Origin of the sequence: Hyphococcus lacteus, assembly GCF_041058985.1 — a bacterium.
Classification (GTDB): domain Bacteria; phylum Pseudomonadota; class Alphaproteobacteria; order Caulobacterales; family Parvularculaceae; genus Hyphococcus; species Hyphococcus lacteus.
In genome coordinates, this window is record NZ_JBEHZE010000001.1 from 739,384 (window position 1) to 764,984 (window position 25,601).

The window sequence follows — 25,601 nt, forward strand, 5'->3', positions numbered from 1 at the left end:
CAAGAGGAGCGCGTGATGAAAAACAAGGGATTTTCTGTAATGGCGCTAGCAGCGCTAATGCTTGCTGGCTGCGCGACCGGATCTTATGGTCCACGATATGAACCGGCGCGGTCCCAAGCGGACGCTGGGTATTCCGACTACAGAATAGATGACAATCGTTACCGCGTACAGTATCGCGTAGACAATGGCGATACACAGTTAGCTCAAGATTGGGCCCTTCGACGCGCTGCCGAAGTCACTCTTGATCAGCGCTATGACTGGTTCCAAATTATAAGTCGGAACCGCTCTTTCCGGGATGATGATTTTGAGCGCTATGATCGGTTTCAAACCTATAATGATCGAAATGACACTCGCCCGCGCTATGATAGCCGCTATGACGACGATGCCATTGTGGTGATTGAAATTATCATGGGCAACAACCCACCACCGCGAAGCGCAAGCGTCTATGACGCACGCCAAGTACTAGATTACACCCGCGGTCGGACCCGTTATTAATCGTTTTTCAAGTTGGAGCGTGCCTCAGCTTTCGCACGCTCCCACATTTTTACGTCCCGCATCCATCGCCCCTGCGCGGACATAAAAGCGATAGCAAATCCATAAATTCCACCACGAAAATATTGCTGCAATAAATATTTTTTTACAAAATAAAATGGCAATCCAAAAATAATGCGCAGAGCGAGATATGGCTTAGGTTTAATCGCCAGTGCCGCCGCACGAACCGATGAATTCCGATTGAGCTTCGCCATAAATTGTTCTGCGCCCGTGAACGCATGGTGATAGATCGGCGCGTCTAAACATCCTACCGCGACGCCCGCCGGAATTTCAAACTGATCCCATGCTTTATGAGCGGGCATTCGAACCGAACGCCGGTCATAAAGCTTATGACGAGATTGCAACCCGAATGTCGTCCAGGGCGCGCCCACCGGAGGCACTAACGCAAGCATAGTTTTGAATATTTTTTCGCTCGGCTCACCATTTGCAAACAATGATCTTATTTCTGCCGCGAGCGCTGGTGTGACAATTTCATCCGCATCAAGATCGAGAAGCCAGTCATGTTGGCAGGCCTCTTCGGCAAGTCGCTTTTGATGCCCATTGCCCAGCCAGCCATGCTCGATCACGCGAGCACCCGCATCGCGCGCCAACGCTATTGTGTCATCCGTGGAGCCAGAGTCGATGACCACCACCTCATCGGCAATCAACAGCGCAGACTGCACGACATCACCAATCATCCGCGCCTCGTTGAGCGTGCGAATATAAGCGGAAATGGGCAATGTTGTTTTTTCGGTCATACCACCGTCGAATAAACGAAAAACCGACGCACCAATGACTTAGCGCGCCGGTTTCTTAGGTTCTTTAGTTCGCTGTAGAAGCCGCAATCCAAGCATCGACTTGCTCTTCAAGGATAGCAAGTGGCAGCGCCCCGTCTTTTAAAACCACATCGTGAAAAGCCCGGACATCAAAATCGTCGCCTAAGGCTGCCTCAGCCCGGCGGCGCAATTCGAGAATTTTGTTCATTCCGATTTTATACGCCGTCGCTTGACCCGGCATGGCGATATATCGCTCGATCGCCATAACTACGTCTCCTTCCGGGTTCGGTGTATTTTCCATCAGATAGTTGATCGCTTCTTCACGAGTCCATTTTTTGTCGTGAATACCAGTATCAACAACAAGCCGCGCAGCACGCCAAAGCTCCATCGCAAGACGTCCAAAATCAGAATAAGGGTCGTCATAGAACCCCATTTCCTTCGGAATATATTCCGAATAAAGCCCCCACCCTTCGGTGTACGCCGTAAATCCGCCAAATCGACGGAAGCTAGGGACGTTCTCCAGCTCCTGCATAATGGCAAGCTGCATATGATGGCCGGGAATACCTTCGTGATAGGCCAGAGCTTCCATCTGATAAATCGGCATATTCGCGGTGTTATAAAGATTGGCGTAATAAATACCGGGACGTGATCCGTCCGGCGCAGGACGCTGATAGAACGCTTTGCCCGCTGACTTTTCACGGAACGGCTCTACTTTCTTCACAACCAAATCAGCTTTTGGTTTGGTATAGAAAAGCTCGTCTAAACGGCCACGCATGACATCAATTATTTCCGTTGCCTTTGCGAGGTAATCTGCCCGCCCCTGTTCCGTATTCGGATAAGTAAATTTTCCATCCGGATCTTCACGCATATAAACAAAGAACTCTTGCAACGTGCCATCAAAGCCGACTTGTTCTTTGATCTCATTCATCTCGCCATGAATGCGATCAATCTCAGATAGACCAAGATCATGAACCTCTTTGGCTGTCATGTTGGTTGTGGTCATTACCTCAAGGCGGTTCGCGTAATACGCTTCGCCATCGGGCAGCTTCCAAGCGCCGTCATCATTATTAACTTGCGCCGCTTGGGTCTGGAACATATCAATCAGCGCCTCATAGGCGGGTTTGACCGAATTGATCATGGCCTGTTCTGCGCGCGATTTAAGAGCTTGTTTTTGCTCGTCTTCAATATCTAACCCATCAATTTTTTTGTTGAAGTCCGCAAACAAAGTCGAAGGCTTTTCGCTATCATCATAGGGTGCCCCGGAAATAATATTCCGCGAGGTTTCTATCATTTTAGCGTATGCCCATTTCGGCGGATAAATTCCGCGTTCAAATTGCGCTTCAGCATTTTTTTGGTTTTGGGCGAGGTATTCCTTCATACCTTCAAGGCGTGCGATATAGGCTTCGGCCTCTTCAACATCATCGACCCTATGCTGATTAATTAGGAATGCCGGAGCAGAGGAATGCGGGCCCCGAAAATTACTAAACACATACCAGTGATCGTCGAATGGCTGATTGCGCTGCTCCTGCTCAGCTTCATATTCAAATAACCGATAAGAAAGTTGGGCAGATGGATCGAGACTTTCGAGAGAGAAAGTTTCACGCATTTCTTTGAGTGCTGCCATTTGCAGCTCAAACGATTCCTGCTCAAACTCTTCAGTAACATTGTCCCATTTATCGTAGTTTGTTTTGCGGCCAAGAAATGTCTGCGTCATCGGCGAACGCGCAACATCCGCTTCAAACTGCGCTTCGAACCACTGATTGATCTTGGCTGTTTGGCCCGCGTCGGGCTTTGCCTGTTCGGAATTGGCCTCTTGCGTCGCCGTTGATGATGTATTCACCGCAGAGGATTCTTCATCGCGGCCACAAGCCGAAACGAGCGCAACACTAGCGGCAGAAATAAGAAGTATATTGCGAAATTGTGCAGTCATTCAGGGACTCCGTTATAAATCTTTGCGCCACAATAGACGCTTGTATAAATCTTTGCGCCACAATAGACGCTTGGATACAAGCTAAGCAATCGATCAATCGGCGACAACCCGACCACAGCTCAATCAAACGCAAAACTGAATGGTGTGGCCAAACGGCGATGTTCATCAATGATGAGGCGCCGTTCCAGCGGCGGGTGCGCTCGTGCCGCGCACGCAGGTCGAGAACACAACCGGCAGGTCACACCAATTTGCGCCCGCGCACCATCACCCAGGTCAGTATTTTTCGCATAAATCAGCTTATCGGCATATTTCAGCTCGCACCCCAATGTGACAGCACGCTCTGCCTTTGGCGCATTAAAGCCGCCTTCGCCACCATGAACCGTTCGCGCAATTGAGAAATAGGTTTCGCCGTCGGGAAGTTGGATCGTCTGTGTATGAATTTTTCGGGGTGTACGGAATGTATCATGTAAATTCCACAATGGGCATGACCCGCCATAGCGTGCAAAAGGAAAGACGCCACCGGAAAAGCGCTTCGAAACATTACCAGCCGCATCAATACGCAAAAAGAAAAATGGAACGCCCTCCGCACCGGGCCTTTGTAGTGTCGTCAGCCGGTGACAGACCTGCTCGAAACTTGCACCAAACCGGCGAGCAATGGATTCGACATCATAGGAAAGCTCCTCTGCGGATTGATGAAACTTCCGATAAGGTAACATGATCGCCCCCGCGAGATAATTCGCTAGCGCTGCACGCGTCAACCGCCGACCCGCATCGCTTTCAAATGCGCCTTGATTGACAACCGCATCGAGCTGCGCTCGCCCTTCGATCAATGCTAATTGTAACGTTAACTGAAACGAGCGACTGGCTAGATCCAACGCTTCAGAGACCATCACCTGCTTGCGGTGCCGGTCATGACGGCGATATGCCCCCACCATAATATCTGCCGGAAGAACGCGTACGGATAAACCATGCCTTGTCTTGAATCGTTTAGATAGCGCATCAAAAAAGTTTCCGCCGTCGTTCGACAACGCAGCAGCAATCTCTTCACCCATCTCATCGAGCACTGGGAAATAGTTTCGCGTAACCGTGATGAAGTCCCGCGCCTCCTCAACCGAGTCGACGCCGCCAGCCTTTCCTGCTGCGCGCGCCTCCATCGCGGAAGTACGACTGGCGCGATAGGCCCCATAGAGCGCCGCAACAGCCTCCCCCATCGCGGGGTTTGCCGACATCAAATCGCGGACATCCTCTTTGGTGATTGATAACTCATGAAAGATCGGATCGACCAGCATACCCTCTAGCTGATTGAAAACATCATCCTCACCCGAGGCAAACGCACTGAGATCCAGCCCATAGGTCTCTGCGATCCGAAGTAGTAGGTCCGCCGGCAAAGGCCGTTGGTTTCGCTCGATCAGGGTCACATATGATGCCGAAACCTCTAGGTCAGCGGCCATCTGTGCTTGTGTTAAACCAAGATCCCGACGAATACGCCGGATGCGAGGCCCCACATATAAGGGCTTGGTTTCTCTGGCCATACCACCCGGATTCCTGTCTTCATTCCAACATCATGTTTGTATAACGACCCGAAACAGCAATATTTCGAATCAGAAACAAACGCTAAATTACTAACTCATACCCAGTTATATGACAAAACTTACAATATAACAAATTTTTGAGAGTCCCCACACACAACTACACCCACGTTTCGTTGTGCAGCGCCATATCGTCAGCTTATCGTCACGGCAAGCAGGGCGGTTAGCGCTCGTTCAAGCCACGAGGAGTTCTTCATGACTGATTTTGACAAACTTGTTCCCAACACACCCAAAGGGCGTTTTGACTACATTGAACGCAACTACTCAGCCTCCGACGTGGAGCGTCTGCGGGGCTCTGTTCCGATCACCCATACGCTCGCTGAACGTGGCTCTAAGAAACTTTGGGAGCTTCTGAAATCAGAAGATTACATCAACGCCCTCGGCGCTTTGTCTGGCAATCAGGCCGTTCAAATGGCGAAGGCCGGCTTGAAAGCGATCTATCTGTCGGGTTGGCAGGTTGCTGGCGATTCAAACGTCGCATCACAGACATACCCAGACCAATCGCTTTACCCAGCGAATTCCGGCCCCGAACTCGCAAAGCGTATCAACAACGCCTTGTCTCGCGCAGACCAAATTGAATTTTCCGAAGGCAACGTAAAACGCGACTACTACCTTCCGATCGTTGCTGACGCCGAGGCCGGATTTGGCGGGCCACTCAACTGCTATGAGCTTATGAAATCCTATATCGAAGCGGGTGCCGCTGGGGTTCACTTCGAAGACCAACTCGCATCCGAGAAAAAATGTGGCCACCTCGGTGGTAAAGTGTTGATCCCGACAAAAGCACACGAACGCAACCTAAACGCAGCTCGCCTTGCTGCTGATGTTGCCGGCGTGCCAACAGTTCTCGTTGCTCGTACTGACGCTGAATCGGCAAAGCTGATTACATCCGACATTGACGAGCGCGACCATGATTTCATCGATTTCGACCAAGGTCGCACACCAGAAGGCTTCTATCGCCTTAAAGAAGGTGTTGGCGTTGATCATTGTATTGCTCGTGGCCTGAACTATGCGAAATGCGCAGACCTAATTTGGTGGGAAACATCGAAACCAAATCTCGACGAAGCTCGCCGCTTCGCTGAGGCCATTCAAAAAGCATATCCCGGTAAAATGATGGCGTATAACTGCTCACCGTCATTCAACTGGGAAGCCAATCTCGACAAAGAAACGATTGCGAAATACCAGCGCGAACTTGGCGCAATGGGCTACAAGTTCCAGTTCGTTACGCTGGCTGGTTTCCACGCCCTCAACCATTCAATGTTCCAGCTCGCGAGCGGATATCGCGACCGCGGCATGGCAGCATATTCAGAACTTCAGCAAGCTGAATTTGATTCAGAAAAAGACGGATACGAAGCAACACGCCACCAACGCGAAGTTGGCACCGGCTATTTCGACCTTGTTGCAAACACACTTTCGGGCGGTCAATCATCAACAACTGCGATGAACGAATCCACAGAGACCGCCCAGTTTAAGCCCGCGGCAGAGTAAGCCCCGGACTTAGGTGCCTCTTTTCAGGGAGGATGCACCACCTAAAGCCGCCGTGATGTAAAAATCGCGGCGGCTTTTTTGTCAGTCCTCACCGTCCGCAAGCGCATCCCTAAGGTCTGCCCCAATATCGGGAAAGTCAGTAAAAACGCCATCGACCCCAGCCGCGAAATATCTGTAAAATTCAACTTCCGCATCGCTTTTCACGACCTTGGCGGCAATCGAGTCAACAGGAAAGCTAATCGTCGCAACCCCTGGGCCCGCGGGCTGGTCTTTACGGAATGTCCACGGATGAACAAGCAATCCAAGCTCATGCGCGCGGGTAACAAAGTCCACGCCACCAAGTATCGGAACGTCCGGCAGCACGATTGCTTTCGCGGGGCCAACACCATCCGCATACGCTGCGATCTCCGCAAGCGGAATATTTGAACCGCTACCGGGACTCTCTTCATGGACAAGTTGAATGAGTTTCGCGTCAGTTTTTCCCGAGATTCGCTTCAAAATACTTGGCCCAAAGGACTGAATATATACTGGCCCCGCATCAAATCCACGTAATGCAGACAGCATCGGATCTTCGAAATCAAGCCCAATGCTTTCAAGATAATCCGGATGCTTCGTTTCGGGATATACGCCCACAGACCGATTTAATGTTTTCGCTTGCTCTGTAGCAAGGGTCAGAATTTCATCAAATGTCGGGATTTCATATTGCCCATCATATTCGGTCGACCTACCAGGGAAAGCCTGTCGAGCACGTAACGATTTTATCTCCGCGAGCGTAAAGTCTTCGGCCCACCAATCCTCCCTCGCCTCACCATTAGGATCAGGGTTTCGCCGCTTTTTGTCAGCGAATTCCGGATGGTCCGCGACGTCCGTGCTTGTCGATAAATAACGGTCATGGCGCGCGACCAAAACGCCATCTTTTGTGAAAACCAAGTCTGGCTCGATCACATCGGCACCTTGTGCAATCGCAAGCTCATACCCGGCCAATGTATGCTCCGGCCGGTATCCGCTCGCCCCGCGATGGGCGATAATAATCGGGGGCGTACCGCTTAACGTGGACCATTTCATCGACGAAACACCTTGTGAAGCATCGCTCGACCCAGCATCAACTGGCCTATCCGTTGGGGCGCAAGATACGCCCAAAACGAACACAACTGACACCAACAATGTCGATCCGACCAACTTTCTAACCATCATTCACACCGCTTTCCGCGCTGTAAATGGCCATGAAATAATCAGTAATTCAACCTTAGCGACGCCTCTGCCGCCTCCCTTGTGGCCGTTGGCCTTCGCCGCGCGAGCCTGCTTGTCCGCGGGCACCTTCTGGCGCCACGAACGAAGCCATTTCGATTTTGCGATATTCCGCCGCGCGCTCGTGAGCGAGGGCCAAGTCTGCGGGTGAAAGCTGGCCGTTGATGTGGTTGATCACAGGGTTTGGAATATCAGGAAGGCTAAAAACATTGCGCGAACCATTACGGTCATAGATTGTGGCCCACATCATTGCTTCTATCGGGTCACTCGCGACTCGTTCATCGGAAAACACCTTCAGGCCACTAAGCACCTCGGCTAATTTTCCCTGCGCGCGTGGATTACCGGCCCATGCAGCGCGCCGCAACCACAATAGCCCTTCAGATCGGAACAGCGCTTCCTCTATGGTGTTTTCTGTTGCGACCTCTAATAGACAAGCCCCAAGTTCGAACTGCGCTACTTCGTAGCCTGCCCCATAAGACGAAACGATTCGATAAGCGGGGATCGCACGCGCACACCCTTGCTGGGCTTGCGTATCTCGGGCCTTTGCAAGCAAAGCCGAAGGCTGATTCACCCCAACAGGCCCGCCACCTTGACGGCCACCCTTCGGTGAAGACGAACAAGCGGCGACCGCAGACAGAAGAACAATAATGGTCAGTGAACGAAGAAACATAATTGGGGCTTTCTAGACAAGGTGATAGAGAAATTTGAACTTCGTAGTTAAACGACACGCCGTGGGCATTCCGTCGAAATAATATTTTCATCTTTTTACGACGGAGATTAGCGCCTCTACCGTTTATGTACTGGGTTCGGTGATTTAATCACCCACTAGCGTTGTCACCCCATCACCATTGGTGCCCCTCCAATGACGACGATAACGCGAACCCTTCCTCGTAAAAAAACCCGGATGAGTTCGCTCATCCGGGTTTTTTTACGCTCAAAAGAAAAAGCTGTTAGCTCTTTTCTTGCGCCTCCATATAGGCGTCAAGCTCAGGTTTTACTGATCTAACCGCCTTGATATCTTCGGCAGGCGCACTCTGCACTGCGTCAATCATCACCATCGCAGCTTCCATTTGCGTTTTCATTTCTGGCGGCATCATATCAAGCATAGAGCGGTCCATCTCTTTTAGGGCCGCCATGGCTTGCGGGTCATCCTCTTGCATTCGCAATGCCAGATACGCGACCATAACGCGGTCGCCAACGCCGCTCCACTCTTCCGCATTAAAACCATGCGGCTTGATCATTTTTGAAAACTTTGCGTGATCAGCAGGATAGTTCGCCTTCAGCGCAGTGAGCGCTTTTGTATAAGGCATAAATTTTTCGCCTGCTTTGGGTTGGGTATCTATCGCTAGCCGTTCCGTTTTACCTGCCGCTTCGAGGTCCGCACCGAACCCATTCACCGTTTCCAAACTTTCGACAAAGCGTTTAGCCTGATCATCCGTAAGCGTATCGCCAGCTATTGCATTTGTGACAAGCACAAACACCAAGCTTAAACTTGTCAATATTCTTTTCATAACGTCTCCCCCGATTTTATTTAGCGCCCGATGGCACGATAAGAATAAACACGTTGTACTTTCTATCACACTTCAGCACCAGCGTTATATGATCAATCGTTAAGGGTAGGCCGTGTTCTGTGCGACTTTTTTTCGCCCTGACGCCGTTTTTCCTCAACCCGTTTACGTTTTTGGTTAAGTGAAACACGGCTTTTTTTACGCGGTTTGGGCGGAATGGACGCCCGCTCGATCATGACCACAAGACGCTCGCGCGCATCTGCACGATTGCGCTCTTGTATGCGGAAGCGGCGAGCATCGATGATCAGTTCGCCGTCTTTCGTCATACGGCGGCCCGCGATGGACGCCAGTCGTCGTTTTACGGCTTCATCAATAGATGGTGAGTTTTTTACGTTAAAACGAAGCTGTACCGCCGTTTCAACTTTATTGACATTTTGCCCCCCAGGGCCGGAAGCCCGAATAAAGCTCTCTATCAATTCCCATTCCTGAATTTCTATTTGATCCGTGACGCGCATCTTAGACCGCGTTCGCCGCTGCCTCGCGCCGGACGTCACTTGCGCGCTTTTTGACGCTTTCTGATTTCAGCTGCCCACAGGCCGCAAAAATATCGCGCCCACGCGGCGTACGAATAGGCGAGGCATACCCCGCGCGTGAGATAATCTCTGCAAAAGCTTCAATCCGTTCCCATGAAGAACATTCATAGGGCGCGCTTGGCCATGGATTAAAAGGAATAAGATTAATTTTTGCAGGAATACCTTTGAGCAACCGGACCAGCGCCCGCGCTTCGGCATCGCTATCATTCACGTCCTTTAGCATCACATATTCAAACGTAATGCGCCGCGCGTTTGAAGCACCAGGATAGTTACGGCAAGCATCAAGCAATTCCGCGATTGGAAATTTGCGATTGATTGGAACCAGCACATCGCGCAACGGATCATTCGTGGCGTGCAACGAGATCGCCAACATCGCAGCAGTTTCTTCACCCAATCGTTTAAAATCAGGAACGACGCCAGACGTTGAAACCGTAATCCGCCGCCGAGAAATCGAAATACCGTCGCCATCAGAAATAACGTCAATCGCTTTTGAGACGTTATCGAGATTATAAAGCGGCTCGCCCATGCCCATAAAGACGATATTGGAAAGCCGCCGCGCATCCGCGTTGGATGGCCATTCTTCTAAGTCGTCTTTTACCGCCAAAACCTGATTAACGATCTCGGCTGCCGTCAGATTACGGACAAGTTTTTGCGTGCCGGTGTGACAGAACGTACAAGCCAGCGTACATCCGACTTGCGAGGAAACACAAAGCGCGCCCGAGCGGCCCACATCAGGAATGTATACACACTCGACCTCGACCCCCGGCCCCAACCGGAGCAAGTATTTGCGCGTACCGTCGACCGAGACAAGGCGCTCGGTGACTTCCGGGCGAGCGACCACAAAATGCTCTGCCAGACCCGCCCGCATGTCCTTAGCGATGTCGGTCATAGCCGCAAAATCGGTCACGCCATGCTGGTAAATCCAGCGCCAGACCTGATTGCTACGCATTTTTGCTTTTTTCTCGTCCAACCCAAAAGCCTCGCCCAATAGCTGGGCGATCTCCGGACGGGTCAGACCCGCGAGATTTTTGGGTGCCGCACAACCCGCATTCAGCGGACCTTCTGGCCGTTTTGATAGATCGAGACTTGTCATAATAGGCCGGATATAGGGCCTCGGGGCCCAATTCGCAATCTATGCTTTTTGCTGTCCTTTTGCGATCCGAGCACGCTCCAAGCTGGCTTCCGGCCAATAGTCCCGCGCGGCATAATACTCTTTCACCACTGGAATTTCATGAGAGAGCGAAACCCACGATTGTTTCGACATTGTATAGATATGAATATCGGGCGGAATATTATCGGGTTCATCCAGCGTTCCCACACGGACAAATGCAATTGCGGTGCCTGCGCCCGCATAATGGCTCCAGAGCGCAATATGACACGCAGGGCATCGGTGAAATTTCTGTCCGCGCCCACTATGCGATGGCGTATCAACCGATTGCGTCGTCCCGCTTAAAAGCTCTATGCATGTGGTTTCGATAAGGGCGTTAAGCGCGAATGCCGCACCAGTCTCTCGTTGGCACGACCGACAATGGCAACAATGTACGAACAATGGCGAATTCGTCAGGCGATAACGAACATTGCCACACGCACATCCACCCTCCACAGAAAAATGCTCTTCCTCCTGCATCGGTGCCTCCAATTCAAAGACACCCAACACTATCGCGTGATCGCGTCTTAGAAAAGCAAAAGACGAACATTATGCTGACAATCTAATTTGCAATCACCCGCGTGTCATGGTGAGACAGTACCAACATGGAAGAGCCACCCGCGATGGACCAACCATCGAACCCCTCGCACCCAACAAACACGGATTACTCGTCCAGTGCGACGAGCCCGCAAGAGCGACGCTTTGCAATTTATATTCTGTTGTTTGGCGCTGTCTGTGCAGGGATGGGCCAGACCATTGTATTTTCAGTTCTTCCGCCATTGGCACGACAAATCGGCCTGACAAACTTTCAGGTTGGATCAATATTTATGTTCTCGGCGATGGCGTGGGTCTTTACGGGCCCGCGATGGGGACGGATGAGCGACACGAAAGGACGAAAACCATTTATTCTGATTGGGATGTTTGGTTTTGCGCTATCGATGGTTCTATTCGGCGCATCGGTGCAGCTTGCGCTAGCAGGCGCGCTTTCGGGATTCCCGCTCTATCTGTTGATGGTCGCTATGCGTAGCCTGTACGGCTTTATCGGATCTGCCGGCCCACCCTCCGCCCAAGCCTATATTGCTGACCGCACCTCGCAATTAGATCGTACCGCAGGCATTGCCGGATTTTCAGCAGCCTTCGGATTCGGTGCAATGCTTGGACCGGGGTTTGGTGCCGCCACATCACTTATCGCGCCGATTGCCCCCTTTTATGCAACTGCGGCTTTAGGCGTCGTCATGCTTCTCGCGGTTTATAAATTTCTGCCGGAACGTACAGGCCCAACACAACGGAAAAATCGCGCCAAAGTCAAAATTTCAGACCGGCGCCTTCTTCCGTTTTTGGTATTTGCGCTTGTTTTCGGGGTTATCAATGCGATCCCCATACAGACGATTGCATTCTATTTTATCGACCGCCTAGGGTACAATCATATTGATGCCACTAGATATGTCAGTATTGGCCTTACTGCTGGGGCGCTTTCATCGCTGTTTGGGCAACTTTTTATCGTTCGGCGACTACGCCTAACGCCAGCGCGGCTCATGCGAATTGCTCCCGCGCTAATGGTCATTGGTCATGTTTTGATTCTCAGCTCCGCCGAATTGTTACCCGTCATTATTGGAATGATGGTTGGGGGCCTTGGGGCCGGCCTCGCGATTCCAGCTTCAACTGCCGCCGCTTCGATGCGGGTTAGCGCAGAAGAACAAGGCGGCGCAATTGGACTGGCTAACTCAGCCGGGGCAACCGGTTTTATTATTTCGCCGATGGTTGCATTTTCGCTTTACGAATGGTCCCCTGCAGCGCCTTACGTTTTATCGTCTAGTCTTGCAGCCGCCCTGCTAATTTTTGCATGGAGCAGCCGTGCGGTTGGCAATGCTGTGCCGCAAAGCGAAGACGGCCCCCCGCCCGAATCCGTTACGGAACCGGCCGCCGCACCCTATCAATAGAATTAATCGTCGTCGAAAAAAAGAATGTCACCGGGCTGGCATTTCAATTCTTTGCAAACCGCTTCGAGTGTAGAAAAACGGATTGCTTTTGCTTTGCCGGTTTTCAAAATGGATAGATTGGCGATCGTCACACCCACACGCTCTGACAATTCCGTCAGGGACATGCCGCGATCAAGCAAGACGCGGTCGAGTTTTACCGAAATCGCCATTATACAGTTAAATCCTGTTCTTCTTTAAGGTCCGTTCCATGACGGAAAATTGTCGCCAAAGAAAACGCGATCAGAACACCAATCCACGGCGCTGTTGAAAGCCCCATCTCGACGCCTTCAACGCTTATTAAGCCCATCCCTTGCAATACCGCTCCGGTGAGCCAAACAAAATAAATCGATAATTGCGCCGCGGCACCGACAAACCCGATCTTCCTCAAGCGCGCACCATTATCACGCGCAAAGGCATTATCATTTTGCACATTGCGCAAAATCGCCAACATCTGCGCGATCACATAGATCCCGAAAGTGACAGAAATCAGCAAAAACAACGATTCAATGACGAGCCCCGATTGGGTCATCCGTTCGTTCACTTCAATACCTAGGTAAAGTGTCGGCCATTTTGCATCCAAGTCTTCGGGATTGGAGCCGATATATTTGGGCCAATTAGAGCCAGCGAAATAATAATATGGAACCGCCAAATAGTTGAGGATCAAAATCGCGCGCGTGTATATCAACAACGTTATCAGCATACTGACTGAACGCAGTGTTGTAGATTTTGATTTGGATTCCATTTTATGCACTGTTTTGAACTTAGACTGTTAAGTCTTGCTCCTCTTTCATTCTCGCACCTTCGTGAAACACCTCGGCAAGCACAAAGACAGCGATGACCGCTAGCCACGAAATAAACGAGCTGTTGACCTCAATATCCACACGAAACACCAGGGATAAAAACCCGAATGCGAATTTAGCGCCTTCGCCGATCAAAAGCGCGTAACCCACGGCGCGAAAGCGGTCAGCATTTTCTTTTACAAAAGGCGAACCAAGTCGCAGCGTTTTCAAAATCTCTAAAAGCCGGTTGACCACAAACAACATGACAGCCGTTGTCGCGAACGCATGCGCGACCGAGAGATAAACACCAAGCTCTACCAAGCGCTCGTCGCCGTCATTCGCCACCTCTAATTCGCCAAAACTGCTCAGGACCACCGCCAGCGATGGTATAAAGGGAATGATCAGCAACATGAGGACAATGCCGATCAGGCTTATCGACAGGATGATACGCGTTACATGCAGCCCCATTGCGAGAATTGAAGCTAGCGATCCCTTGCCAATCGCGCGCATAAGGTCACCCTCCGTCTAGTTGTTAAAGGTAGCCTGAACGCATTAGAAAAAAGCGATCAGGCAGATTTTGGTCTGACACGCTCTCGCAGTGTCGTCAGTGCTCATCTCTACCTTCTGCGGGGCCATGCTGGCCAGAGAGATCAAGCACCCGGCGGCGATAGCAATCAGGCTACCAGCCGCCGTGAGTTGTAGGGCTTTTTGCATTAAGCAACTCCGGCGAATGAGCCGAGCGCTGAAAAATAGCCCGCCCCAATTAATGTGATCGTCACAAGGACCGCCAATCCATTGACAAATCCGCCAAATCTACCGACATTATTCTCAGAGTTTGTGAAGCGCATGGGTTTCTCCTTTTCTTTCCTGTGTTTGCATCTCGTTTGATCTCTTGAGCGGTTTGGGCATTGCCCGGCCGCTCTTTTTTTGGTCTCTAATTTCGGGCTTTTCGCCCTGTTGTTCGTTTAGGCTTTGCGATGGTTGATCCGTCGTCTTGTTGAATAACGATATACACTTATCGAAAAACGATGCAAGCGTTTTTTCCGAAAAACGATAAATTTTTGTTGAAAAGGGATAAAATAATGCGCGAAAATCACCGAAAACTAGCCCCTGGACAGCTCATTATCGCCTCGCACAACGACGGAAAAGTGCGTGAAATCAATGCGTTGGTTAAACCGTTCGCCATCACCGCCGTGTCAGCAAAAAAAATTGGCCTTATCGACCCAGAAGAGACCGGAAAAACCTTTGCGGAGAACGCTGCCCTTAAGGCGCGGACCGCTGCAATGGCCGCAAACCTACCTGCGCTAGCAGATGATTCCGGACTTTGCGTTCATGCGCTAAACGGTGATCCAGGCATTTACTCTGCGCGCTGGGCCGGGGAACCGCGTGACTTTGATCGTGCCATGAAAAAAGTTGAAAATGCCCTGATCGAGGCCGAAACCGAGGACTACACCGCACATTTCGTCTGCGCTCTGGCCCTCGCTTGGCCCGATGGGCATGAGGAAGTTTTTGAAGGCCGCGTAAACGGCAATCTGGTTTTCCCCGGACGCGGCGACAAAGGGTTCGGGTATGATCCGATCTTTGTACCAAATGGTCACGACATTACGTTCGCAGAAATGGACCCTGACCGTAAACATGATATGTCCCACCGCGCAGATGCATTCCGTAAACTGATAAAAGCGAGCTTTTAATGAAAGTCAGGAAAATTTTTCTAACCGCGATTATTCCTCTTCTAAGTGCCTGCACTTTATTGAGTGGCGAAACCGTTTCTGAAGCTGCTGCGGTTCCGGCGCCATCGCTTGAGCAAATAGCACCGGATGTTTGGGTCCATAAATCCTATGCGAATATCGCGTCATATGGATTAGTTCTATCACAAGGTTTAGTTATAAAAACCAAAGAAGGTATTGTTTTAGTCGATACCGCATGGACAAATGACGACACCGAAGAGTTATTAAACCTTGTCGATCAAAAGCTGGGTACTGACCCAGATATGGCGATCGTGACACATGCCCATCAAGATAAAATGGGCGGCGTTCCCGCACTTAACAAACACGGCATTGGTGGTCGCGCGCATCCATTGACCAACCAAGATGCCCCCGCGCGCAGCCTAAGCCCCACAACATATTCGATACTTGAACACCAAGATAAAGAAAACCTGATGGGATGGACTGAGAACGGTATTGATCATGATGGTCCGATTACGGTGTATTATCCGGGGCCGGGCCATACGCACGACAATATTGTGGTTTATCATGCCCCAACAAAGGTCCTTTTTGTTGGTTGCCTGATCAGGCCCGGAAATTCAAATAGCCTGGGCAACACCGAGGACGCGGACCTTAGCCAATGGGCACAGTCCGTTCACAATGTCGCAACGACATTTCCCGAGGCCGAAATTATTGTCCCCAGCCACGCCAGCGCAGGCGAACGAGCATTGCTCGACCATACGATCACCCTTGTTGAAGCGGCGAACGCCCAATGAGTAACGCCCCCTTTGGGGTTTATCTACATTGGCCTTATTGCGCCCGGATTTGCCCCTATTGCGATTTTAACGTCTACAAAAACCGGCAAATCGACGAAGCTGCGTGGATAAAAGCGCTAACCGAAGACATCGACCGATGGGCAAGCCGCACCAATGGGCGAACTTTATCGAGCCTCTATTTCGGGGGCGGCACACCGTCACTTGCGCCCCTGTCTGTGATCGAAGCAGTGATCAATCATTGCGACCACCAATGGGGGTTTTCGGATGATGCGGAAATCACACTCGAAGCCAATCCAACAGATGCTGAGCGCGCAAAATTTTCGGACCTCGCTCAAGTCGGTATCAATCGCCTATCCTTAGGGGTTCAATCGCTACGGGATGATGCGTTGAAATTTCTGGGCCGCGACCATGATGCGGCCGCCGCCCGACGCGCGATTGAAACCGCCAATGATATCTTTTCGCGCACGACGTTCGACCTCATCTATGCGCGGCCCAACCAAAGCCTAGCCGCTTGGGACGAAGAACTGGCCGAAGCTCTGGCGCTGGGGGCCTCGCATTTATCGCTTTACCAACTCACGATTGAGCCGGGCACAGCATTCAGCAAAGCGGTCGCGGCGGGGCGCTGGCAACCCACCACCGAAGATTTATGCGCGGACATGTTTGATCTCGCGCAGGCGCGCACAACTGAAGCGAGTATGCCCGCTTACGAGATTTCAAATCACGCACAGCCCGGCCATGTGTCACGTCACAATATGATATATTGGACGAATGCTGATTATATTGGCATTGGTCCCGGTGCCCACGGGCGCATAACCGAAAACGACATACGGATAGCCACCGAAACGCCACTCAAACCCGCCGATTATCTTGTCGGCGCACCGACAATGGAAACGCCGCTTAGCAAAGACGAAGCACTGACAGAACGCTTTTCAATGGGCTTACGGTTAGCCGAGGGGATACCACTTAGCGCAAACGATCCCTATTTTGAGAAAGAAAAACGGATTGAAACCATTCACCAGCTCTGTTCAGACGGCCTTTTGTCATGGGATCAAAACCAGCTTATCGCCACCGATGATGGTCGGCGTTTGTTAAACCGCCTTCTTTACGAGCTACTCGGATAATGCGACTAAACGCCCATGAATGAAGTTTTAGATGTTAGCCATATCATCCAGCTTGCGGTCGCGCCGGTGTTCTTGCTAGCCGGTATTGGCGCACTGCTTAATGTAGTCACCCACCGCCTTGCGCGGGTCATTGATCGTGCGCGCGTTTTGGAAGCACAGCTCGCCGACCAACCCGACCCCAACAATTTGTCACGGATAAAAGAGGAGTTGGGTGCCCTCGATAAACGGATGCTCTATGCACAGCGCGCCATCTGGCTTTTCTCAACCGCCGCACTGTTGATTTGCGTGGTCGTCGCAACGCTTTTTATTGGTGAATTCATTGCCGCAAATATCGAAGCATTGATTGCGATCATGTTCATCACAACAATGCTGGCCATGATTGTCGGACTAATTCTATTCTTGATGGAAATTTCAGTTGCGACGCGTACCTTGCGTGTGCGCGCGGCATTATTTGCAAAATAAGCGGCGATTGAACCGCTGCCACGCTTGGCCCAGAATACCCCCATGACACCAGAACAAAAACAACGCTATGCGAGGCACATTCTTCTCCGCGAAGTTGGCGGACAAGGGCAAAAAAAGCTGTTAGCCGCGAAGGTTTTGGTTATTGGCGCTGGCGGCCTGGGCGCACCCATCATTTCATACCTTGCGGCAGCGGGGATTGGCACGCTCGGTATTGCTGATGACGACGTCGTGGCATTATCGAATCTGCAACGGCAAATCATCTTTGCGACCGCAGATATTGACCGCCCCAAAACAGATGCCGCCGCCGCATCTGTGGCCCGGCTTAACCCCGGCGTGTCCGTCATTCCGCACCCTCGGATCAATGATGATAACGCACAAATGATCATGGCCGACTATGACCTAGTGATTGAGGGGGTTGATAATTTCGAGACCCGCTACGTCCTTAACCGCGCGGCCATCGCCACCAAAACCACCTTGATCTCTGCGGCTCTTGGCCGGTTCGAGGGACAGTTAGCGACCTTTAAACCGTTTGAGCATCCGGGCGTTCTACCCTGTTATCGCTGTTTGGTGCCCACAGAGCCACCGCGCGAGGAACAAATTAATTGCGCTGAGGAAGGCGTACTTGGGGTGGTTGCAGGCGTCATGGGCACGCTTGCCGCCACCGAAGCGTTAAAAGAAGTTCTAGAAATCGGCGACAGTCTTGCTGGCAAGCTGATGTTATATGATGGGTTGGCCGCACAGTTTCGCACCGTGCAGTTACCCGCAGACCCGAAATGCCCTGACTGCGGCGTTTAATCTTTCAGTGTAATGACAACTACGCTACCGGGAGCGACGGAAACTTTGGTTTCATCATAGCGCGGTTTGCGTAGTTTTGGCACGAAGCCATTTGAAAATGCCACTGGTTCTTTCGGACGACCAAGAACTTTGCCACGGTTGAGAACACCGTCACCATTTTCATCAAGATACGCCGCAAATGAATATTCACCCGGCTCCAAGCCATAAAGGTTCAAAACCGCAACGCCATCTTCGCCAATCGACGCTTGGTGCTTTATTCGCGCAGACTGTAGAAAAGCCTCTTCGCTATCATAGACACTCAAACGGACAGATTGGCCCGGCTGTGCAGTGAACTCGGTGTTTACCGCCGCAACCACACGTGACGGGTCAGCGTATTTCAACGCCATATCAAATTGATCAGGAACAGAATCCGCATGTGCGGCTCCGGCCATTACCCCTAAAACGACGATCCCCAATAGCTTACGCACGATACAAACTTTCAGTTCTATATTTTATAAACGACAGCGGGGCCGGATAAATGGGCAAGAGCGCCCATAAATCAAGCCTTTTAACTCTGGCTTAACTATATGATGCGCCCGGAAAATTGCGATTCAACTAAAATTTGGGAAAATTCGCGCCGAAGTGATGAGCTGTTACCGACCGGCCACGCCCAAGCTCATATATCCGGCAAATTTTGGCGAACCCGCGGCATAATGCTGATCCACGCTTTTAATATCAAACCCAGCATTTCGGATCATCAGGGTGGTGTCTCTGTTGAGGTTACAACCACCAGCAAGCTTGCCCCATACCCCGTTTAAGCGGTTTTGCCATTTAGCGATGCCCGCGTCGGGCGCAAGTCCATGTTCGAGAAAGACCAGTTTGCCGTCAGGTTTTAATACCCGGCGCATACCTGCCAGAGCCTTTTCTACATCCGGTATCGTGCAGAGCGTAAACGTCACCAACACCGTGTCCACGACTTCATCCGCAAGCGGAATTTCTTCCCCAGGCAAATCCAGACACTCCATTGGAATTGCCAAATCTGCGACACGTTTCTGCGCACGCTTACGCATAGCCGCTGACGGTTCAAGCGCATAAAGGTGCTCAATGGCAGACTGGTTATAAAAAGGGGCATTATGGCCAGAGCCAAATCCAATTTCCAAGACACGCCCAGTCGCTTTGGGAACGATCTTTACGCGCTCTTTCGATATAGCCTTCAGGCCACATGCGCAGGAAACAAGAGCCGGTTCAATGTATTCACCGTACCAGCCCACGACGCCTTACCCAACACGCGGCAAGCGGCCGTCATCCAAACCCAAAATAACGCGATCGGGCGGCTTATGTCCGTCTGCGAACATTTTTATATTGATGATCATCCGTTCGCCCATTTCCATACGGCTTTCAACGGTGGCCGATGCCATATGCGGTAACAGCACCACATTCGGTGCTTTCATGAGCTTTTCACTCGGGGCACCGCGTTCATAAACATCAAGCCCTGCCCCCGCGAGACGGCCTTCTTCGATCATGCTTGCAAGCGCTTCTTCATCAATGGTTTCTCCGCGCGAAACATTGACCACATAAGCCTGTGGTTGCAGTAATTCTAAACGGCGACGGGACAACAGGTGAAACGTTGCAGGGGTATGCGGACAATTAATTGAGATTATATCAACCCGCGCTAACATTTGATCGAGACTGTCCCAATAGGTCGCGCCCAATTCTTCTGCGATATGCGGATTGATCGGACTACGATTATGGTAATGAATTGAAAGCCCAAACGCCTTTGCGCGGCGTGCAATAGCCTCGCCCACGCGTCCAAGGCCAATGATACCGAGCTTTTTACCGCGCACCCGTCGACCCAACATCCATGTGGGCGACCATCCTTCAAAATTTCCACTTTCAAGCGAGCGGACACCCTCGACCAGTCGGCGCGGCACTGCAAGGATAAGGGTCATCGCCATATCAGCCGCATCTTCGGCCAAAACCGATGGCGTATTGGTGACGGTTATCCCCCGGGCATTCGCTGCAGCCACATCTATATGATCAGTGCCGGCGCCGAAATTCGCAACCATTCGCAAGCGCGGGCCGACAGCATCAAAAAATGCATTATCTAGACGATCACCCAATGTGGGGGCCAACACATCAACGTCCTGCGCGCGAGACACTAGCCTCTCTGGTGACAGGGGCTCATCGGAATCATGCAAGGTCGTATCAAAGAGATCAGAAAGGCGCGCCTCCACCGGCGAAGGCAATCGTCGCGTAAGCGCCACTTTTAGGTTCTTTGGATTCATGCGTTGTGCCTTGCGTCCTAAAGCTTTTGCGAAAATAACGGTCTGGTTAACCCAAGATTAACGGCTTCGCTGTTGAATAAGGGTTTATTCATCTTTTAACGTTTTTTCGAGCGTCCATTCATGTCGCGTCTCAATATAATCTCAAAAATTTCTTCGGCGACCGTTTTTATTCTCGCCCTCTATATGACCGCGCCTGCCGGTGCTGCGCAAGATCGCACACCTTCGCAAAACGCGGAAATACGGCTCGACACGCCTTCCGGCCTACCCGTGCCACGTCTTGTCTCCCTCAAGGCCCAAAAGACATTTTGCCGATCAGGACCAAGCTTCGCTCACCCTGTCCGCCTAACTTTCATGCGTCAGGGGCTACCCGTTTTGATCATAGCCGAAACCAAAGACTATTGGCGAAAAATTCGTGATCTTGAGGGCGATGAATGTTGGACCCACAAGTCAAAGCTCTCAGGCATTGAAACCGCCCTTGTCCTGGAAGACGGGCTGGCTCTACGCGCACGGCCAGACGCCAGCGCCCCTGCCAGAGCCCGGTTGGGTCGCGGGGTTGTCACCAAGGTCGAAGATGAACGCGACGGCTGGCTTCGGGTGACCGCCAATGGCCGAAAAGGCTGGGCGCGGGCTTCAGCATTTTGGGGGGCTCGGGCCCATATGCCGCTCGGGTCGCGATATTCTTCTACGGAAGCGCTCAATATTGCTGCGACGCATAATTGACCGAACGCGGCGTCCCCTTTACCAAACGGCTAACACACGCGAGGATTAGCCTCGCCTTAACAAAGTTAGCAATCAGAGCGCATGACAGAAAAGAAAAACAGTTTCGGCCGCGAAGAACTACTTGAGTGCGGCTATCACGGCCTACGTGGAAAAGGCTCAGCACAGCTGCCGGTGCCACCCATGTTGATGTTTGACCGCATCACAGAAATTACCAGCGATGGCGGCGAATATGGCAAAGGCCGGGTGGTTGCAGAACTCGATGTGAATCCCGATCTATGGTTCTTCGATTGCCACTTTCCTGGCGATCCTGTGATGCCTGGTTGCCTTGGCCTTGATGCTTTGTGGCAGCTTGTCGGGTTTTTCCTGACATGGTCTGGCCACCCCGGTTCTGGCCGTGCGCTGGGTGCAAAAGATGTGAAATTTTCGGGCATGGTTGTGCCAAGCGCCAAGCTCGTTACTTATGAATTAGACATTCGCCGAATGATGGGGCGCCCGCTAATTCTGGGCATCGCTAATGGTGTAATGAAAGTTGACGGACGCCAGATTTATTCGGCAAACGATTTACGGGTTGGGTTGTTCTCCGAAGAACAGTTAGCCGCTGGCCTGTCACTTTAAGATATCCCCTTTTCTTCGGGCGAACACGAAAGGATTTTTATGCGACGCGTCGTGATCACTGGCATGGGAGTCGTTTCTTCGATTGGCGACAATGTAGAAGACGTAAAACAAGGCCTTTACGAAGGTCGCTCTGGCATTGCGCGCGATGAAAGCTTTGCCGAGCATGGTTTTAAGTGTCAGGTGTCGGCCCGCCCGAAGTTAAACGTCGAAGAAATTCTTGATCGCAGAACCCGCCGTTTCATGGGCGAGGGCGCTGCGTGGAATTACCTTACGATGCGTGAAGCGATTGAAGATTCGGGCCTTACCGAAGATCAAATCAGCCACCCAAGAACCGGCATTGTTATGGGTTCTGGCGGCCCTTCAACCAAAGCAATTGTCGAGGCTGCGGACATTACCCGTAAAAATAACAGCACCAAACGCATCGGCCCAACAGTCGTTCCGAAAGCGATGGCGTCAACCAATTCGGCGACGCTTGCGGTTCCGTTCAAAATTCTTGGCGTGAACTATTCGATTTCATCCGCATGTGCGACCTCAGTTCATTGTGTCGGTGCAGCCGCCGAACAGATCATGTGGGGCAAGCAGGACATTGTTTTTGCTGGTGGCGGCGAAGAACTCGATTGGACCTTAGCCAATATCTTTGACGCTATGGGTGCCATGTCGAACAATTTTAACGACACCCCATCCGTTGCAAGTCGTGCCTACGACAAAGACCGGGATGGTTTTGTTATCTCCGGTGGTGCCGCGACGGTCGTGCTTGAAGAGTATGAACACGCAAAAGCGCGCGGCGCGACGATCTATGGCGAGATCGTTGGTTATTTCGCTAATTCTGATGGCTATGACATGGTTCAGCTTTCTGGCGAAGGCGCAGTGCGTTGCATGCGCGGCGCCCTAGAGACCACGAAACAGCCGATTGATTATCTCAACCCGCATGGCACATCGACACCCGTCGGGGACCAAAAGGAAACCCAAGCGATCCGCGAAGTTTTTGGTGATGCGATTCCGCCATTCTCGTCGACCAAATCGCTGACGGGTCATTCGCTTGGTGCTGTTGGCGCACAAGAGTTGGTTTATGGCTTGATCATGATGCGCGACAAATTCCTGACCGCATCTGCCCATATCGAAAATCTGGACCCAGAATTCGCCGACCTGCCGATCATTCGCGAGCGTGTCGACAACGCCAAGATTGATTGCTTCTTGACCAATAGCTTCGGCTTTGGCGGCACCAACGGCTCACTCGTCGTTGCAAGGGTCTAGACAATGAGCCAACCGGTCATCATGGCCGCAATCGTCGCAACAATTATCGCGACGGTCGGTCTATGGTGGTTCAGATTAATTCTACCGGTTGTTCGAAAACAGCCAAAAACTACGCGTATGGGCGTTTACGCATTGGTCTGGCTCGCCTATTTCATTTTGACAATGATGGTTATTGGACGCAACGCGGCCGGCGCGGCATAACCCGACGGCGCGATATGTCCGGCAATGCGGCGGTAGGCCCAAAAAGGAAATAAAATTATGAGCGGCGACATTTCATTCCCCCAAGGCGATCTGATGAAGGGCAAACGCGGCTTGATCATGGGCGTCGCAAACAAAAATTCGATTGCCTGGTATATTGCGCAGCAGCTCAAAGCCCAAGGTGCGGAACTTGCCTTTACTTATGCCAATGAAGCGCTTGAACGTCGGGTTCGACCACTCGCCGAAAGCGTTGATGCGGAACTCATTCTTGAATGTGATGTGCTGTCGGACGATTCGATGGATGCCGCTTTCAAAACCGTTTCTGACAAGTGGGGCGCGATTGATTTCCTCGTCCACGCTATTGCCTTTACTGACAAAACCGCACTTGAAGGTTCGTTCGTAGAGAACACTACTCGCAAGATATTCAAAGACACAATGGATGTTTCTGCGTTCTCGTTCGTCGATTCAGCAAACCGTGCGTCAAAACTGATGAAACCCGGCGGCGCAATGATCACGCTGACCTATCTTGGGTCTGAGCGGACCGTGCCAAACTATAATGTTATGGGCGTTGCTAAAGCCGCGCTGGAAGCATCCACGCGTTATATCGCACGCGACCTAGGACCAAACGGCATTCGCGTGAACGCGATTTCTGCGGGCCCTATTAAAACGCTTGCTGCTGCGGGCATTTCATCCGGTCGTCACATGTTCTCATTCAATCGCGCCGCGAGCCCACTACGCGATGACACCGACCCGAAGGGCGTTGCGGGCGCAGCGCTTTATCTTTTGTCGGACCTTGGTGCATCATGCACCGGGGAAACTCATCATGTGGATGGTGGGTTCCATATTGTTGGGATGCCAGACGAGGCCGCACTTAAAGGCTAAAATGAATTATATACCGAATGAAAAAGGGGCCATTAGGCCCCTTTTTTGTGTCTTACTCCGCAGCGACAGGAATATTCGCTTTGCGATTTTCCAGTGCGGGGCCTGTTTGCCGTCCTTCAAAATCCGTCCAATGACGGTTCTCAAAATCGTATAATTTACACGCAGCCAAGATCCGCCAATAATCGCGCAGCGTAAATTGATAGGTCGTTACAGCCTCACCATACCGCTCTTTTAAAAGCTTGCTCGCGCGATCAAGGTTATAAATCGGAATTGTAGACATCGCGTGATGGGCTGTGTGTTCCATCACATTAAAATAAAGACCAAGCCATTTCAGTTCTTTGATCTCCATATGCACCGTGCCCTCAATGCATGAATTATAAAAAGACCAATCTTCGGCCTTATCAAACCAATGCGTATCTTCGTGGGCGTGATGCAAAAAGAAACTAAACGAGGCTAAAAAATTCCACACCAACATCGGCAGGAACCAGCCGATGACGAATATCGCCAACAAGCTTCGTTCAGGATGCCACATCTTACCGAGCGTCAAAATCGCGGTGATGATGAATGCCTGCCCCACCACGACAAAAACCGAATCCCAAAAATAGCGACGCCATTGGCCACGGGTTTCAGGGGCTATCGGTAAAATAATTTTGGGAATCCAAATACTGATTGGGTAATTGAAAATCTGCCCCAGCAGACCCCGGTTATGTCGCTCTAAAAATCTTCGAAACGGGCTGGCCGCGCGATATTCAGTGACACTCATCGGTGCCCAGACGTAATCGACACCTTTGTAATTGGTCTTACCGTGGTGAAAGCGGTTATGCCCTGTCTCCCACAGGCTGGCGGAATGACCAGACGGCAGAAAAGTAATCCGGCCCATAATTTGGTTCGCGCGCAAGTTTGGGAAATAGCATTTGTGAACACAATCATGGCCGATGATAAATAAAAGGCCGAGGCAAAACCCGTTCACAACCGAAGCGGCAAAATTGACAAAAAATGGAAACGGACCAAGCGCACCATAGAGCGACCCAAAATATGCCGCAAAATGGATGACCGCTATAATCGCACCTTTGTGCCAGGATGGTGTTTCAACCGACAAACGGTCTTCTTCGCTTAACCATTCATAAGGACGTCCGGTGAGGACTTGGCTTTCCGACATGTCTCGCGCTTTCTAGCTTTCTCACTAGATTAGAGGCAAAGACAGCGCGATCAAGTGCAGCGTGCTGCTGCTCACCCTTTGCCCTGT

30 protein-coding genes are annotated in these 25,601 nt (G+C 51.4%); 13 read left to right on the forward strand and 17 right to left on the reverse strand.

All coding sequences use genetic code 11. The annotated features are described in order from the left end of the window. The first annotated feature begins 15 nt into the window (after positions 1-15). Positions 16-495, forward strand: coding sequence for a CC0125/CC1285 family lipoprotein (locus tag ABFZ84_RS03540; protein ID WP_369312534.1), 480 nt, complete (start codon positions 16-18; stop codon positions 493-495). Here the strand turns inward: ABFZ84_RS03540 and ABFZ84_RS03545 are convergent. The 3 genes from ABFZ84_RS03545 to ABFZ84_RS03555 form a co-directional block, all read right to left on the reverse strand. Then, a complete protein-coding gene (locus ABFZ84_RS03545) occupies positions 492-1,289 on the reverse strand; it encodes a glycosyltransferase family 2 protein (protein ID WP_369312535.1) in 798 nt (265 codons plus the stop codon). The two genes, ABFZ84_RS03540 and ABFZ84_RS03545, sit on opposite strands and share 4 nt — an antisense overlap. A 64-nt stretch (positions 1,290-1,353) precedes the next feature. Further along, positions 1,354-3,237, reverse strand: coding sequence for a DUF885 domain-containing protein (locus ABFZ84_RS03550; RefSeq protein ID WP_369312536.1), 1,884 nt, complete (start codon positions 3,235-3,237; stop codon positions 1,354-1,356). A gap of 119 nt (positions 3,238-3,356) precedes the next feature. Then, on the reverse strand, positions 3,357-4,769 hold the full coding sequence (locus tag ABFZ84_RS03555) for a helix-turn-helix domain-containing protein (RefSeq protein WP_369312537.1): 1,413 nt from the start codon (positions 4,767-4,769) through the stop codon (positions 3,357-3,359). Between the two features lie 252 nt (positions 4,770-5,021). Here ABFZ84_RS03555 and aceA point away from each other — a divergent pair, with 252 nt between their 5' ends. Next, positions 5,022-6,311, forward strand: a complete 1,290-nt coding sequence (aceA, locus tag ABFZ84_RS03560) for an isocitrate lyase (RefSeq protein ID WP_369312538.1) — start codon at positions 5,022-5,024, stop codon at positions 6,309-6,311. 81 nt (positions 6,312-6,392) lie between these two features. On the opposite strand, the gene ABFZ84_RS03565 is transcribed toward aceA, so the two are convergent. The 6 genes from ABFZ84_RS03565 to ABFZ84_RS03590 form a co-directional block, all read right to left on the reverse strand. Further along, a complete protein-coding gene (locus ABFZ84_RS03565) occupies positions 6,393-7,505 on the reverse strand; it encodes a glycerophosphodiester phosphodiesterase family protein (protein ID WP_369312539.1) in 1,113 nt (370 codons plus the stop codon). Positions 7,506-7,557: 52 nt separating this feature from the next. Beyond that, positions 7,558-8,229: a hypothetical protein gene (locus ABFZ84_RS03570; RefSeq protein ID WP_369312540.1), complete on the reverse strand. Its 672-nt coding sequence runs from the start codon at positions 8,227-8,229 to the stop codon at positions 7,558-7,560. A 280-nt stretch (positions 8,230-8,509) separates the two neighbouring features. Then, positions 8,510-9,070 (reverse strand): hypothetical protein, encoded by a 561-nt coding sequence (locus ABFZ84_RS03575; protein WP_369312541.1) that lies wholly within the window; start codon positions 9,068-9,070, stop codon positions 8,510-8,512. 92 nt (positions 9,071-9,162) lie between these two features. Next, positions 9,163-9,582 carry an alternative ribosome rescue aminoacyl-tRNA hydrolase ArfB gene (gene arfB, locus ABFZ84_RS03580; protein ID WP_369312542.1) on the reverse strand — a complete coding sequence of 140 codons (420 nt, stop codon included), beginning with the start codon at positions 9,580-9,582 and terminating at the stop codon, positions 9,163-9,165. A gap of 1 nt (position 9,583) precedes the next feature. Next, entirely contained in the window at positions 9,584-10,756 is a 1,173-nt protein-coding gene (rlmN, locus tag ABFZ84_RS03585; protein ID WP_407067102.1) for a 23S rRNA (adenine(2503)-C(2))-methyltransferase RlmN, read from the reverse strand. A gap of 36 nt (positions 10,757-10,792) precedes the next feature. Further along, positions 10,793-11,287 carry a GFA family protein gene (locus tag ABFZ84_RS03590; protein ID WP_369312544.1) on the reverse strand — a complete coding sequence of 165 codons (495 nt, stop codon included), beginning with the start codon at positions 11,285-11,287 and terminating at the stop codon, positions 10,793-10,795. A gap of 125 nt (positions 11,288-11,412) precedes the next feature. Between ABFZ84_RS03590 and ABFZ84_RS03595 the strand changes: the two genes are divergently transcribed. Next, positions 11,413-12,747: an MFS transporter gene (locus tag ABFZ84_RS03595; RefSeq protein WP_369312546.1), complete on the forward strand. Its 1,335-nt coding sequence runs from the start codon at positions 11,413-11,415 to the stop codon at positions 12,745-12,747. Between the two features lie 2 nt (positions 12,748-12,749). Here the strand turns inward: ABFZ84_RS03595 and ABFZ84_RS03600 are convergent, their stop codons facing one another. The 4 genes from ABFZ84_RS03600 to ABFZ84_RS03615 all read right to left on the reverse strand — a co-directional run bounded on the left by ABFZ84_RS03600 (position 12,750) and on the right by ABFZ84_RS03615 (position 14,413). Further along, the gene (locus tag ABFZ84_RS03600; protein WP_369312548.1) at positions 12,750-12,956 is read right to left on the reverse strand and encodes a helix-turn-helix domain-containing protein; all 207 of its coding nucleotides are present in this window, start codon (positions 12,954-12,956) and stop codon (positions 12,750-12,752) included. Further along, positions 12,956-13,528, reverse strand: a complete 573-nt coding sequence (locus tag ABFZ84_RS03605; protein ID WP_369312549.1) for a DUF2975 domain-containing protein — start codon at positions 13,526-13,528, stop codon at positions 12,956-12,958. Before ABFZ84_RS03605 ends, ABFZ84_RS03600 begins: the two co-directional genes overlap by 1 nt. A gap of 19 nt (positions 13,529-13,547) precedes the next feature. Further along, a complete protein-coding gene (locus tag ABFZ84_RS03610) occupies positions 13,548-14,075 on the reverse strand; it encodes a DUF2975 domain-containing protein (RefSeq protein WP_369312550.1) in 528 nt (175 codons plus the stop codon). Positions 14,076-14,278: 203 nt separating this feature from the next. Beyond that, the gene (locus ABFZ84_RS03615) at positions 14,279-14,413 is read right to left on the reverse strand and encodes a hypothetical protein (protein WP_369312551.1); all 135 of its coding nucleotides are present in this window, start codon (positions 14,411-14,413) and stop codon (positions 14,279-14,281) included. Between the two features lie 234 nt (positions 14,414-14,647). Here ABFZ84_RS03615 and rdgB point away from each other — a divergent pair, with 234 nt between their 5' ends. From rdgB to ABFZ84_RS03640, 5 genes are read left to right on the forward strand one after another with little or no spacing between them, the layout of a single operon-like run. Continuing rightward, entirely contained in the window at positions 14,648-15,256 is a 609-nt protein-coding gene (gene rdgB, locus ABFZ84_RS03620; RefSeq protein ID WP_369312552.1) for an RdgB/HAM1 family non-canonical purine NTP pyrophosphatase, read from the forward strand. Next, on the forward strand, positions 15,256-16,044 hold the full coding sequence (bla, locus tag ABFZ84_RS03625) for a subclass B1 metallo-beta-lactamase (protein ID WP_369312553.1): 789 nt from the start codon (positions 15,256-15,258) through the stop codon (positions 16,042-16,044). The genes rdgB and bla overlap by 1 nt, the downstream gene beginning before the upstream one ends. Continuing rightward, positions 16,041-17,165 (forward strand): radical SAM family heme chaperone HemW, encoded by a 1,125-nt coding sequence (gene hemW / locus ABFZ84_RS03630; RefSeq protein ID WP_369312554.1) that lies wholly within the window; start codon positions 16,041-16,043, stop codon positions 17,163-17,165. The genes bla and hemW overlap by 4 nt, the downstream gene beginning before the upstream one ends. A gap of 15 nt (positions 17,166-17,180) precedes the next feature. After that, on the forward strand, positions 17,181-17,627 hold the full coding sequence (locus ABFZ84_RS03635) for a DUF2721 domain-containing protein (RefSeq protein ID WP_369312555.1): 447 nt from the start codon (positions 17,181-17,183) through the stop codon (positions 17,625-17,627). Positions 17,628-17,669: 42 nt separating this feature from the next. Beyond that, positions 17,670-18,422, forward strand: coding sequence for a HesA/MoeB/ThiF family protein (locus tag ABFZ84_RS03640; RefSeq protein WP_369312556.1), 753 nt, complete (start codon positions 17,670-17,672; stop codon positions 18,420-18,422). Here ABFZ84_RS03640 and ABFZ84_RS03645 read toward each other — a convergent pair. The 3 genes from ABFZ84_RS03645 to ABFZ84_RS03655 form a co-directional block, all read right to left on the reverse strand. Then, positions 18,419-18,889 carry a DUF2141 domain-containing protein gene (locus tag ABFZ84_RS03645; RefSeq protein WP_369312557.1) on the reverse strand — a complete coding sequence of 157 codons (471 nt, stop codon included), beginning with the start codon at positions 18,887-18,889 and terminating at the stop codon, positions 18,419-18,421. The two genes, ABFZ84_RS03640 and ABFZ84_RS03645, sit on opposite strands and share 4 nt — an antisense overlap. A gap of 165 nt (positions 18,890-19,054) precedes the next feature. After that, positions 19,055-19,672: a class I SAM-dependent methyltransferase gene (locus ABFZ84_RS03650; RefSeq protein ID WP_369312558.1), complete on the reverse strand. Its 618-nt coding sequence runs from the start codon at positions 19,670-19,672 to the stop codon at positions 19,055-19,057. A 6-nt stretch (positions 19,673-19,678) separates the two neighbouring features. Beyond that, positions 19,679-20,686, reverse strand: coding sequence for a 2-hydroxyacid dehydrogenase (locus tag ABFZ84_RS03655; protein ID WP_369312559.1), 1,008 nt, complete (start codon positions 20,684-20,686; stop codon positions 19,679-19,681). 120 nt (positions 20,687-20,806) lie between these two features. Between ABFZ84_RS03655 and ABFZ84_RS03660 the strand changes: the two genes are divergently transcribed. The 5 genes from ABFZ84_RS03660 to ABFZ84_RS03680 all read left to right on the forward strand — a co-directional run bounded on the left by ABFZ84_RS03660 (position 20,807) and on the right by ABFZ84_RS03680 (position 24,355). Next, on the forward strand, positions 20,807-21,406 hold the full coding sequence (locus tag ABFZ84_RS03660) for an SH3 domain-containing protein (protein ID WP_369312560.1): 600 nt from the start codon (positions 20,807-20,809) through the stop codon (positions 21,404-21,406). 81 nt (positions 21,407-21,487) lie between these two features. Then, entirely contained in the window at positions 21,488-22,021 is a 534-nt protein-coding gene (gene fabA, locus ABFZ84_RS03665; RefSeq protein ID WP_369312561.1) for a bifunctional 3-hydroxydecanoyl-ACP dehydratase/trans-2-decenoyl-ACP isomerase, read from the forward strand. Positions 22,022-22,060: 39 nt separating this feature from the next. Next, positions 22,061-23,275, forward strand: a complete 1,215-nt coding sequence (fabB, locus tag ABFZ84_RS03670; RefSeq protein ID WP_369312562.1) for a beta-ketoacyl-ACP synthase I — start codon at positions 22,061-22,063, stop codon at positions 23,273-23,275. Positions 23,276-23,278: 3 nt separating this feature from the next. Beyond that, positions 23,279-23,476 (forward strand): hypothetical protein, encoded by a 198-nt coding sequence (locus ABFZ84_RS03675; RefSeq protein ID WP_369312564.1) that lies wholly within the window; start codon positions 23,279-23,281, stop codon positions 23,474-23,476. Positions 23,477-23,533: 57 nt separating this feature from the next. Next, positions 23,534-24,355 carry an enoyl-ACP reductase FabI gene (locus ABFZ84_RS03680; RefSeq protein ID WP_369312565.1) on the forward strand — a complete coding sequence of 274 codons (822 nt, stop codon included), beginning with the start codon at positions 23,534-23,536 and terminating at the stop codon, positions 24,353-24,355. Positions 24,356-24,407: 52 nt separating this feature from the next. Here the strand turns inward: ABFZ84_RS03680 and ABFZ84_RS03685 are convergent, their stop codons facing one another. Then, positions 24,408-25,514 carry a fatty acid desaturase family protein gene (locus ABFZ84_RS03685; RefSeq protein WP_369312566.1) on the reverse strand — a complete coding sequence of 369 codons (1,107 nt, stop codon included), beginning with the start codon at positions 25,512-25,514 and terminating at the stop codon, positions 24,408-24,410. Positions 25,515-25,601: the final 87 nt, after the last annotated feature.